This is a genomic window from Alkaliphilus hydrothermalis, assembly GCF_016908555.1.
GTDB lineage: Bacteria > Bacillota > Clostridia > Peptostreptococcales > Natronincolaceae > Alkaliphilus > Alkaliphilus hydrothermalis.
The window spans coordinates 141,247-153,911 of sequence record NZ_JAFBEE010000003.1 but is presented as its reverse complement, the minus strand read 5'-3'; the positions used below and the strand labels follow the sequence as shown (position 1 = coordinate 153,911).

Here is a 12,665-nt window from a genome sequence, read left to right as displayed (position 1 = left end):
TCCTTACAACTTCAAAAGAGGAGGCGTTAAAAGGATATGTTATTAATAAAGGACGGAATAGTTTATACACCAGAGAAAATTGGAAAAAAAGATATATTAATAGCTGGGGGACAAATTGAAATGATTTCGGATGAAATATCCCTTCCTACAGGATTTGATATAGAAGTAATTGATGCAAAGGGGAAATTGGTGGTACCAGGATTTATTGATTCCCATGTCCATGTTTTAGGGGGTGGGGGTGAAGGAGGCTACAGGACTAGAACCCCAGAAATACAACTGACGGATTTAACCTTAGGAGGCATTACAACTGTAGTTGGATGTATAGGGACCGATGGAGTGACAAGAACAATGACCTCTTTAGTGGCAAAGACAAGGGCTCTAGAAGAAGAGGGAATTACTGCCTACTGCTATACTGGCTCCTATGATGTTCCTGTTAGGACCCTATTTGAAAGCCCTAAGGAAGATTTGATTTTGATTGACAAGGTAATTGGAGTAGGGGAAATCGCCATATCCGACCACAGATCTTCCCAACCAAGTATGGATGAATTGAAACGACTGTCGGCTGATGCGAGGGTTGGAGGAATCCTATCGGGGAAGGCTGGTGTGGTGAATATCCATTTAGGGGATGGAGATACTCAGCTAGAACCTTTATTGGAAATCATCAAGACCACGGAAATACCCATCACCCAATACATGCCCACCCACGTAAACCGTAGCAAAAAGCTAACGGAGGCATCTGTTGAATTTGGTAAATTAGGGGGCTATTTAGACTTAACCACCAGCTCTGACCCAGACCATCTAGAGGAAGATGAGGTAAAGGCCAGTGCAGGGTTGAAGTATTTACTAGATCAAGGAGTCGATATTGACTATATTGGCTTTAGCTCCGATGCCCAAGGAAGCTTGCCCATTTTCAACCATAAGAAGGAATTTATAGGGCTAGGGATTGGGTTAGCAAAGTCCTTGTATCGAGAGGTGAAGGATGCTGTCATAGATGAAGGAGTACCTTTAGAGACTGCCCTGAAGGTAATTACCCAGAACCCTGCTAGGATTTTAAAGTTGAGGAGAAAAGGAAGTCTATTAAAGGGATTGGATGCAGATTTGGTTGTGTTGGATGCTGATACTCTAGAGATTGATACCGTTGTTGGTATGGGTAGGGTTTTGGTGGAAAAGGGAGTGGCGGTTGTTAAGGGGACTTTTGAGTAGCGGGTTCCCTATTCAGGGGCAAAACATAAAATACTATAAATGAATAAATAATTTAGCCATGTAATTCCCATGAAATTGCATGGCTTATTTTTATAACGAATAGGAAAATTCTACATTAAATGAATATAAAAGACTGAAGGAAGACCTTGTTCTTATTCTTTACAGTGATATTTATACTCAAGAGAACATATTATTTTACAAACATAATAAGAGTATGATACATGTAAAAATGGGCATAAAATTAGTAAATATTTTACTGGAATAATTTATGTGAAAATTTAAAAATTTAGAAAGGTATTATTCAAGTGAGTATTGAATTAAGCATTAAATATGTACTTAGCATATCTATTGTAACATTATTCCTTGGAGAGATGTTCTAATATCAGACGATTTAAAACATCTAAATAACTTAAAAGGGGGCATTGTTTTATGGTTGATAATTTAAAAGATTTTGGAAAGGCAATTCTCAAGTTTTTATTAATTGTGGCATCTATTGTAATAGTAGCTTCATTAATAACCTTGGGGATCTGTAATTATTGGAATTTTGAGTATAGCGTGGCTTTCTTTGTAGCAGGCATAATTTTTATGGGCATTGGAGCTCTTTCCTTTATGGGTAGCCATAATATTAGAGGAGACTTTGCCTTTAGATATAGTAGAACTGCAGGTATAACGACATCTGCACAAAACGGAGTAGATGATCTTAATGAAGTTTGGAATAGCTGGAAATTTTTTATCTATGTTGGAAGTGTTGGGGCAGTGCTTATCTTAATTAGTACTCTGTTGTACTAAATAAATAATACAGCCATAGCTAATTAGTATTAGCTGCATTGGTAATAGTGTTATACAGGTCGAATTAACTTAAAAAAAGGAGACTGAAATGAAATTACTAGAGCTGATTAGTAGATTCATACCAGAAAAAATATTATACTTTTCGATAATTCTAGGAGTCGTAGGGTTACTGATAATAGGTCTAAGATACGGAGAATTTTCTATTACGGTAGGTACCATTGCCGTATTATTCCTTTTGCTTAAAAATGAGAAATGCAAATAATAGCTTTAGTTTTTACTTTCAACGTAATAATAGGGTTCTTTCTAGAAATAACATGTAGTATAATATAGCTGAAATAAAAGAATTTAAAGATTGGCCTATGTAAGCAACTATTCATTATACAATAGACAATAGATAAAAGGTGGTAACGGGATGACAATAAATTACATTGATCGAAACACTGGAGAAAAAAAACTGGAAGTTGTCTCAGGGGGGAGAGCTTTAAGATGGACCTATGAAACTAAACCAGGGCGGATGTTACTAGAGACTTTCATGAAGAAGAAGCTATTTACAACCCTTTTTGGTAAGTTCATGGATACTCCCTTCAGCAGGAAAAGAATCCAAGGATTTATTGAAGAACTGGGGATTGATCTATCGGAAGCAGAACTGGATAAGGTAACGGACTATAAAAATTTTAATGAATTTTTCGCTAGGAAGCTAAAGGAAGGTGCTAGACTAATCCATCAAGGGGAAGAAACATTAATTTCTCCAGCTGATGGGAAGGTTTTAGCCTATGAGAATATAGATATTAAGGAGATCGTGCAGATAAAAGGCTCAAAATATCAACTAAAGGATTTATTTCAACATGAAGAACTGGCAGAGGAATATCAAGGAGGCACATGTATCGTTGTTAGGTTGGCTCCAGCCGACTATCATCGTTTTCACTTCCCCGACTCTGGGGTGCCAACTAAATCAAGACTGGTTGAAGGGGATTACTACTCTGTGAGTCCCTATGCCCTGAGACAGGTGGTGGAGCTCTATTGTAGAAATAAAAGGGAGATTACAGAATTTGAGTCAGACCATTTTGGAAAGATGGCACTAGTAGAGGTAGGGGCAACCTGTGTAGGAAGTATAATACAGACCTATAAGGCTGGAAAACCAGTGGAAAAGGGACAGGAAAAGGGATATTTCAAGTTCGGAGGCTCTACAACTGTGTTATTTATAAAGAAGGGTATCGTAAAAGTGGATGAGGATATTATCACAAACTCTCGCTTGGGGATTGAGACTAAGGTGTATATGGGAGAATCCATCGGGAAATCTTGTTGAAAATACCTCATCTTCTGCGTCACTGCGAAAATCAACCACTCTTGCGTATTTTTTATACGCGGCGACCGCTTGATTTCCTGGTTTCTTGAATCTAAGGCATTTTGAACAAGATTATTAAATCTTGTTGAAAATACCTCATCTTCTGAGTCACTGCGAAAACCAACCACTCTTGCGTATTATTTATACGCGGCGACCGCTTGGTTTCCTGGTTTCTTGAATCTAAGGCATTTTGAACAAGATTATTAAATCCTGTTGAAAATACCTCATCTTCTGCGTCACTGCGAGAAATCAGCACCCTTGCGTATTACTTGTAAAAAAGGGGACCTTGTAGGGTCCCCTTGAACTTATAAATTGTATTGATATATGGTATATTATTTACCAGTAGTAAAGGAAGTGAACATTTCCTTCTTTACTTTACAAACTGGGCAGTTGTCTTCTAAAGCACCTGTTAAGGTGTAACCACAGACATCACAGACATGAACAGTGTCTTCTGCAAAATCTTGCTTTGCATCAACAGCTTCTTTTGCCTTTCCAAAGATGATTGCATGGGTCTTTTCAGCTTCGATGGCATAGTGGAAAGTTCTCATGCTTCCTTTTTCTTCTTGTAGCTCTGCTACTGCCATGAAGGCTGGGTACATTTGCTCTACTTCGTGGTTTTCTCCATCAATAGCCCCTTGAAGGTGATCAGAAGTAGTTGATAATCCAAAGCCTGCGCCTGCTGTTACAGAAGAATCTCCTGCTTCATTCTTTAATTCTCTGAAATGGTTGTGGGCATGAACTTGTTCAGCATAAGCAACAGCCTTAAATAAGTTACCAACATTTGGATAACCTTCTTTGGTTGCAAAAGCTCCCCATTGTAGGTATCTCATGTGGGCCATACTTTCTCCACCATAAGCAGATTTCAAATTGTTTGCAGTCATATCATTCATTTTTTATTCCTCCCCTTTAAACATATAAGTACACTCTAGCTTAGTTAATATTTATTGTCAAGCCATGGATATAGTTACCCATGGTTTTGAACCTTAAACACATAATTAATCATATAAAAATAAAAGGGATTTTAGACTTTAAATCGAAATTTATTTAATATAAATATATAAACTAGAATCGTAAGCCTTTTCTGATAGATATAATCATATATTGCTGCTATACGGTTTGATTACAGGAGGAGTTAGATGGATATTAAATTATTAAAGGAAATCAATAAAAATCACCTCAACTGTATTGTGGAGGTAGTGGCATTACTGGTGGAGGTTAAGGTAAGAACCACTAAAACAGAAAAACAGTATGCTGATTTAATCATACAGGACACCTCTAAAAAAATGGAGGTAAAGTATTGGGAATATGAAGATAACAAACAGTTTTTTGAAGGTCTAGGAGAAGCCACTGTCGTAAAAATCAAGGGGATGGTGGGGGAATACCAAGGGCAAATTCAGTTGACCTGTAAACAAATTGCCCTACTAGATTCCCATGAAGTGAGAATGGCAGATTTGATTCCCACCAGTGATTGGGGATTGGATACCCTTCAAAAGGGCCTGCGATACTTCTATGACAAGGTAGAGGCTCCCCATTTGAAGTCACTATTGGATCAAATGATCTTTACTGAGGAATATTATGAAAGGTTTAGCACTTATCCTGCTGCTCGATCTGTCCATCATAACTTCTATCATGGATTACTACAACATGTATTGGAAGTGTTGAAATTCGCCTATACTGTAGCCACAACAAAGAAACTTACCACCCGTCAGCAGGAAAGACTAATCGTAATGTGCTTCCTCCACGACTGGGCTAAAATTTTTGAATACAAACCACTACCCACCATCGGTTTTACAGAGGAAGGAACAATGTTGGGGCATATTTTTCTTGGAGCCCATAAATCCATGAATGTGATGGAGGAAATAGAGGGCTTTGACCATGAAGACAAGCTGATTATCCTAAATGGTATATTAGGTCATCACGGAAAACTGGAGTATGGTTCGCCAGTATTACCGAAAACAGTAGAGGCACAGATTTTGCATCATGCCGACTGTATTTCAGGAGATATTGAAAGTATCCTTTCCTTTATGACGGAGCAAGAGGAATCAGAAGAAACCTTCACCAGTAAGCTTTGGAATATGGGAACAGATTATTATAAAAAAGGAAGATAGAAATTAATAAACTGTCGAAGTCGGCAGTTTTTCTTATAACGAATAGGAAAGTTCTACATTAAATTAATATAAAAGAGAACTTTTTCGTAAATGAGTTTCAACATAAGGCATCATTTAAATCTTCCGAAGGAAGACTTTGTTCTAACAAATAGCAGATCAGTTATTTAGAAAAGAGGTGGAGTTGTGGAGATTAAATATATTTTAGGCCGTAGTGGTGTTGGAAAAACCCATCATATATTACAAGAGATTAAGAAACGGATTGAAGATAAGGTTGAAAATCCGTTAATATTGCTGGTTCCAGAGCAATTCACACTACAGGCAGAGCGGGATTTAATCCAAAAGCTGGATTTAGACGGAATCATGCAGGTGGAGGTACTGAGTTTTAGTCGTTTAGCCCATCGAGTATTTAATGAGGTGGGAGGACTAACACGAATCCATATAAATGATATGGGGAAAAACATGGTGATTCGAAAATTGCTGGAGGAACACGGTAAGGAACTAAATATCTATCAAAAAGCCTCAAGGCAGGAGGGGTTTGTTACCAAAATCAATGAATTGATTACTGAAATGAAGCAACATGATATCACCCCAATGGAGTTAAGCCTCCAACTAAAAAAACTGGAGGAATCACCATTACTTCAAATGAAACTAACGGATTTTAATTTAATCTACGACCATTTCAATTCCTATTTAGAAAATAGATATATCGACACTGAGGATCATATTAATCTTCTCATAGAAAAACTAGAGGCGACAAAATTTCTAGAGGGGGCTGAAATATGGGTGGATGGATTTCATCGCTTTACACCCCAAATTCTTAGAATCATAGGAGAGTTGATGAAGAAAGTTCAAAATCTGACCATGACCTTTACCCTAGACCCAAGCCCTCAAAGTCGTGAGGGGGATTTATTTGCTATCCCGTCCCATACGGTGGGACAGATTAGAAGGATGGCGAAGGAGTATAAGCTAAAGGAAACGGTTGTAAATCTGGAGGCTTCCCCAGAAGTGGAGGTAATGAAATCTCCAGAATTAAAGCACCTGGAAAAGGAAATCTACTCCTATCCCTACAACCGGCTTTCTTCTAAAGCAGATGCTATAGAGTTGTTCGCCGCCAACAACCTCTATTCCGAGATAGAGCGGGTGGCAATCAAAATTCAAGAATTGGTAAGGGACAAGGAATATCGCTATCAAGATATTTCGGTGGTATCGGGGGACCCAGAAGGATATGGTCGAATCATAAAAAGGGTCTTTAATGAATACAAGATTCCGTATTTTATGGATCAAAAGCGGGGGATTATGGATCACCCCATTATCGAGTTGATTCTTGCGGCTTTAGATATTGTCATAGGAAATCTACAATATAAGGATGTTTTTAGATACCTCAAGACGGGTTTCAGTGATTTAACTAAGGATGAGTATGAAAAGCTTGAGAACTATGTGTTGGCGTATGGGATCGGTGGCAGACAGTGGATGGAGGCCTTCTATAAAGGAGAAAAAAAGGAGGACCTTGAAGGTTTAAATGAACTTAGAGAAAGAATCGTTACTCCCTTTATCAAGCTGAAAAAGGAGGTTGGCGGTTCTAAAACTGTCCTAGAAACCACCCGTGGAGTCTTTAAATTCTTGGTTGACCAGAAGATTGAAGGAAAATTGGAGGACTGGATTCATCAGTTAAAGGAACTGGGGTACTATGATTATGTAAACGAAAACACCCAAATCTGGAATGCTGTTATGGAGATATTTGATCAGTTATCAGAGATATTAGGGGATAATAAAATTTCCCTAAAGGGGTATCGAAGAATATTAGAATCAGGTTTTTCTGCCTGTGAAATAGGGGTAATCCCCACCACCATAGACCAAGTCCTCATAGGGAATATTGAAAGATCAAGAAGCCATGATATCAAGGCTATGTTTGTAGTGGGGGTAAATGATGGGGTTCTACCTGCCATTCGAGAGGATAAGGATATCTTATCGGGCAGTGAAAGGAAATCCTTGAAGGAAAAGGGATTCCTCTTGGAGTTTGATGATGATAGTAGATTGTTGGAGGAAAAATTCTCCATTTATTTAGCCATGACAAAACCAAGGGAATATCTATGGTTAAGTTATTCTATGGCAAATAACGAAGGAAAAGCCCTAAGACCCTCCATGTTGATGGACCGCTTTAAAAAACTATTTCCAAAGGTTGTTTTAAGGAGTGAGTTAACCAGTGGGTTGGAGGAAGAATTGGAACTGGTGGCAACCCCTGACAGTACCTTTAAGCATTTGGTAGAAAGAATACGTAGGGATATAGATGAAGACGATATTCAGGACTTTTGGTGGGATGTCTACGGATGGTATCGACATGATGAGAAGTGGGAGGAAAGGGTTAAAATGGTGGAGGAAGCCTTCTTTCATGCTAATCAAGTCTACTTTATTCCAGAAAACAAGGCAAAGGAGCTCTATACTACCCCCATCACCGCCAGTATATCGAGGCTTGAAAAATTTGCAAATTGTCCCTTCTCCCATTTTGTCACCTATGGTCTAAAGCCAAAGGAGCGGAAGGAATATCAATTGGGACACCCAGATATTGGGAAACTCTTCCATGATTCTATGGATTTATTCACTCAAAGATTGTCGGAAGAGGGGTTGAACTGGGCAGAAATTGAAAGACCGAAATGTGAGGAATTAGTAGACCATGTAATCGAAGGAATGTTGGACAACTTTGAAAACGGTATACTGCAAAGTAGCCATCGTTACCGTTATATGGTGAATCGTTTGAAACGAATTAGTAAAAGGGCCCTTTGGACCCTCACTCAACATCTAAAGCGGGGTGGATTTACCCCAATGGGACAGGAGGTTCGTTTTGGGCAAGGTGAAGCAGTACCTCCTATTGTTGTGGAATTAGAAGATGGAGAAGTGATCTATCTTGAAGGAAGAATAGATAGGGTAGATATATTTGAAGACGAAGAAGGTCGATATATTAAGATTATAGATTATAAATCTGGAAACAAGGACTTTAGTTTGACGGATGCCTATTTCGGACTACAACTACAGCTTTTGGTGTATTTAGATGCTATGATGTCCATGAAGAAGGATTCTAAAAATCAAACCTACCCTGGGGGAATTTTCTACTTCAAAATAGATGATCCATTAATAAAGACCACAGAAAAAGCAGCGGAATTTGTAGAAAAGGAAATCAATACTAAGCTCAAGATGAAGGGAATAGTTTTATCGGATTTAAAAGTCATTAAGGAGATGGATCGGGAGATTACAGGTTCATCTGACATCATTCCTGTAAGACTCAACAAAGGAGATGAAATCTCAAAAATGTCTTCAGTATTGTCGAAGGATGACTTTAATAATCTAATGAAGCATATTCGACATTTAATAAAGGAAATTTCCTGGGAAATGCTGAGGGGAAATGTCAGAATATATCCCTGTAAAAAAGGAAAGCAGGTTTCTTGTCAATATTGTCTATACCAAGGGATTTGTCAGTTTGATTCCTCCCTAGAGAATAATGAGTATAGAAACATAAAAGATTTAAAGGATGAGGAAGTATTTGAAAAAATCAATGGAAGGGAGGAAGCCCCCGATGCCTAATTGGACTAAAGAGCAGGAGGCCGCCATCAAAGCCAGAGGAAGTAATCTGCTGGTATCGGCTGCCGCTGGTTCGGGAAAGACAGCAGTATTAGTTGAACGAATTATCAGGTTGATATTAGATGATGGGGTGGATATCGACCAGCTATTGATTGTTACCTTCACCAATGCCACAGCAGGGGAAATGCGGGAAAGGATTGCCGCTGCCATCGTCAAGGAGCTGGAAACCAACACCCAACAGGAGGAGCATATCCGTCGACAAATGATCTTGTTGAATAAAGCAACCATCACCACCCTCCATTCCTTCTGTATCGAGGTGGTGAAGCGTCATTTCCATTTAATTGAAATAGACCCCTCCTTCCGTATTGGGGATGTGACGGAGACGGAAATCCTGCGTTTAGAAACCATAGCTGAGTTGTTTGAATTAGAATATGAAAAAAGTCATCCTGACTTTTTGGAGTTAGTGGAATCCTTTGGTGGTAGTCGAGAAGATACCCCGTTACAGGAATTGGTCATGAAAATCTTTAGGTTTATACAAAGCAAGCCCAATCCTTATGAATGGTTAAGGGAAAAGACCTTGGACTTTGATATAAACTCCTCAGAGTTGGAGGATAGTCAGTGGGGAAAAACTATTATTAATAGTATTAATATCCGCCTAATGGGGGCTAGAGATTCCTTGTTGGAGGCTAGGGAAATCTGTGGTATGATTGCTGGTCCTGATTGCTATTTAGCAGCGGTGGAGGAGGATTTACTACAGGTGGAGGAACTGATAAGAAAGCTCCCCAAAGGGCTATCTGAATTTTATCAAAGCCTAAAGACCCTAAATCATCAAAAGTTAGGTCGGGCAGGGAAGGACATCGATCCCATCCTAAAGGAGGATGCCAAGAGTCTACGGGATCAAGCTAAGGATATCTTGAAAAAAATCGACAAGGATTATTTTGCCTTGAAGCCTGAAGAATACATTGAAGACCTAAATTTAATCGCTCCTTTAATGAAATATTTAAGCTATCTAATAGAAGAATTTGGAAAAAACTTTCAACAAAAGAAGGTTGAAAAGGGAATCGTAGATTTCAATGATTTAGAGCATTATACCTTAGCCATTTTAGAGGATGGAATGGTGGCTCAGGAATATCAAAATAAGTTTGAATATATTTTTATAGATGAATACCAAGACAGTAATATTGTTCAAGAAACCATTATCCAACGGATTAATCGACCAAACAATCTCTTTTTGGTGGGGGATGTTAAGCAAAGTATTTACCGATTCCGTCTAGCAGACCCTTCTCTATTCATTGACAAGTATGAAAGGTATCAATTGCAGGAGGGTGGCATAGATCGAAGAATTGACTTGGCAAAGAACTTTAGAAGCCGTGGAGAAATTCTTCAAGGAGTGAACCATATCTTTAAAAACATCATGACCAAGACCCTAGGGGAGGTGGACTATGACGAAACCGCCTATCTATATCAAGGGGCGGATTTTCCACCTATCGAGGACTCCTCTATTGAATTGAATATCATTGATAAGGTATATGAGGGGGAAGAACTTGAGGAAGAATTGGAGCTGATGGAGGATATCGAGGTGGAGGCAAAGATTGTCGCCAATCGAATCAAGAAGGCTTTAGAGATGGAGATTTTTGATGCTAAAAGGCAGGATTATAGAAAAGTAGATTATAAGGATATTGTCATACTTTTGAGGACCACCATGAATTGGAGTACCATTCTTTTAGAGACTTTAATACAAGAGGGGATTCCCACCTATGCCGATGCCAATGCAGGATATTTTGAGACGATGGAAATCAATATATTCTTAAATCTCTTAAAGGTCATTGATAATAAAAGACAGGATATTCCCCTCCTCAGTGTAATGAGATCCCCAATAGGTGGATTTACTACAGAGGAATTGATTGATATACGAGTCGCCCACAAGCAGGACAGCTATTATGATGCAATGGAAAACTATGTCCTCCATCATGGGGGGGATTTAAGGGATAAGCTGGTAAAATTCCTAGAGAAATTGATCGGTTGGTTCGAATCATCCCGTTATATGAAGCTGGATGACTTTATATGGAAAATATTAACTGAAAGTGGCTATTATCACTATGTAGGAGCTATGCCAGGGGGACAACAACGGCAGGCAAACCTCAGGATTTTACTGGATCGTGCTTCGGAGTTCCAAAAGACCTCCATCAAAGGATTGTTTAATTTCATTCATTTTGTTGCAAAGATTCAAAGTAGTAAAGGGGATATGGATGCCGCCAAAATCCTCAGTGAAAACGATAATGTTGTCAGGATTATGAGTATCCACAAAAGTAAAGGTTTGGAATTCCCTGTTGTCATCGTGGCAGGTATGGGGAAAAACTTCAACCTAAGTGATAGTAATGATGCAGTTCTTCTTCATAAGGAATTGGGACTAGGACCAAGATTTGTGGATAGTGAATTGAGGACCACTAGAGATACCATTGCCAAGATTGCCATGAAGGATCAAATCAAGACAGAGAGTTTGTCGGAGGAAATGAGGGTGCTTTATGTTGCCTTAACTAGACCAAAGGATAAGCTCATCTTGGTGGGTTCCACTAAAAATATTGATAAGCAATGTAAGAGATGGGCTCGGGGTCTAGGGAAGTTTGCCCTCTTCAATGCCAAGAGTTACTTGGATTGGGTAGGGAGTGTCATGGTGCGACATATCGACGGAGAAGCCCTGAGGACCAAGGGGGAGTTGGAGATTTGTGGAGAAGGAATGTTGGAGGATCATTCAAAATGGACAGTGGAATTCTTCAACAGAGGGGATGTACTACTGGAAAAACTAGAGGAAGTCAATCAGCAACAACAGTACAAGGAAAAGCTAGAGGACTTTGGAAATTCAGAGACCTATACAGCCACCTCCCATCAACTTATCCTTGAGGAACGTCTAAGTTGGAAATATGCCCATGATACTGCCATGAAGATTCCCTCAAAGCTTTCTGTTACTGACATAAAACACGCCCACTTTAGGAAGATGGAAAGCTTGGGGCATAAAATACCACCATTGGTCAGTATGCCAAAGTTCATGGAGGGGGTAAAGGAATTTTCTCCTGCTGAGCGGGGAACGATTCTTCACTTTGTTCTACAGCATCTTGATTTGAAAATACCAAAGGATTTTAATACCATCCAAGAGGAAATAGACATGATGATTGCTAAAGAACTATTGACGGAACCAGAGGCAGAAACGGTGGAAATTGAGAGGCTAGTAAAATTCTTTGAAAGTGATATTGGTAGCAGATTGACAGCTGCACCAAAAGTCTATCGAGAAATCCCTTTTAATCTAAAAAAGAAGGCTGTGGATGTCATTGAAGGCATAGAGAATTGTCAAGATGAGTTGCTGATCCAAGGGGTGATTGATTGCTTTTTCCAAGAGGGGGAAGAATTAGTTCTATTGGATTACAAGAGTGACTTTATACTGGATGGTAAAATTGAAGAAATGAAGGCTAAATATAGGGGGCAGTTGGATCTTTATCAAGAGGCATTAGAAAAAATCACAGGGAAAAGGGTAAAGGAACGATATCTATATTTATTCTATGTGGAGGAAGCATTACTATTGCAATAATATTTTAAGATCCCATGCTTTGATTTACTAAAAAAGGGTATCTTATAGATATATATTAAAGAGG

Annotated in this window: 7 protein-coding genes; 6 read left to right on the top strand and 1 reads right to left on the bottom strand. The window is 38.9% G+C overall.

Going from position 1 to position 12,665, the window contains the following annotated elements; translation table 11 throughout:
• Positions 1-36 precede the first annotated feature (36 nt).
• The 3 genes from iadA to JOC73_RS03920 all read left to right on the top strand — a co-directional run bounded on the left by iadA (position 37) and on the right by JOC73_RS03920 (position 3,298).
• On the top strand, positions 37-1,203 hold the full coding sequence (gene iadA, locus JOC73_RS03930; protein ID WP_204400560.1) for a beta-aspartyl-peptidase: 1,167 nt from the start codon (positions 37-39) through the stop codon (positions 1,201-1,203).
• Positions 1,204-1,632: 429 nt separating this feature from the next.
• Entirely contained in the window at positions 1,633-1,992 is a 360-nt protein-coding gene (locus JOC73_RS03925; RefSeq protein WP_204400559.1) for a hypothetical protein, read from the top strand.
• 412 nt (positions 1,993-2,404) lie between these two features.
• Entirely contained in the window at positions 2,405-3,298 is an 894-nt protein-coding gene (locus JOC73_RS03920) for a phosphatidylserine decarboxylase (RefSeq protein ID WP_204400558.1), read from the top strand.
• Between the two features lie 371 nt (positions 3,299-3,669).
• Here the strand turns inward: JOC73_RS03920 and JOC73_RS03915 are convergent, their stop codons facing one another.
• A complete protein-coding gene (locus JOC73_RS03915) occupies positions 3,670-4,227 on the bottom strand; it encodes a rubrerythrin family protein (protein WP_204400557.1) in 558 nt (185 codons plus the stop codon).
• A gap of 246 nt (positions 4,228-4,473) precedes the next feature.
• On the opposite strand from JOC73_RS03915, the gene JOC73_RS03910 reads away from it, so the two are divergent.
• The 3 genes from JOC73_RS03910 (at position 4,474) to addA (ending at position 12,601) form a co-directional block, all read left to right on the top strand.
• Complete coding sequence (locus JOC73_RS03910; RefSeq protein ID WP_204400556.1) at positions 4,474-5,445, top strand: 3'-5' exoribonuclease YhaM family protein; 972 nt, start codon at positions 4,474-4,476, stop codon at positions 5,443-5,445.
• A 183-nt stretch (positions 5,446-5,628) separates the two neighbouring features.
• The gene (gene addB, locus JOC73_RS03905) at positions 5,629-9,021 is read left to right on the top strand and encodes a helicase-exonuclease AddAB subunit AddB (RefSeq protein WP_204400555.1); all 3,393 of its coding nucleotides are present in this window, start codon (positions 5,629-5,631) and stop codon (positions 9,019-9,021) included.
• On the top strand, positions 9,014-12,601 hold the full coding sequence (gene addA, locus JOC73_RS03900; protein ID WP_204400554.1) for a helicase-exonuclease AddAB subunit AddA: 3,588 nt from the start codon (positions 9,014-9,016) through the stop codon (positions 12,599-12,601). The genes addB and addA overlap by 8 nt, the downstream gene beginning before the upstream one ends.
• Positions 12,602-12,665: the final 64 nt, after the last annotated feature.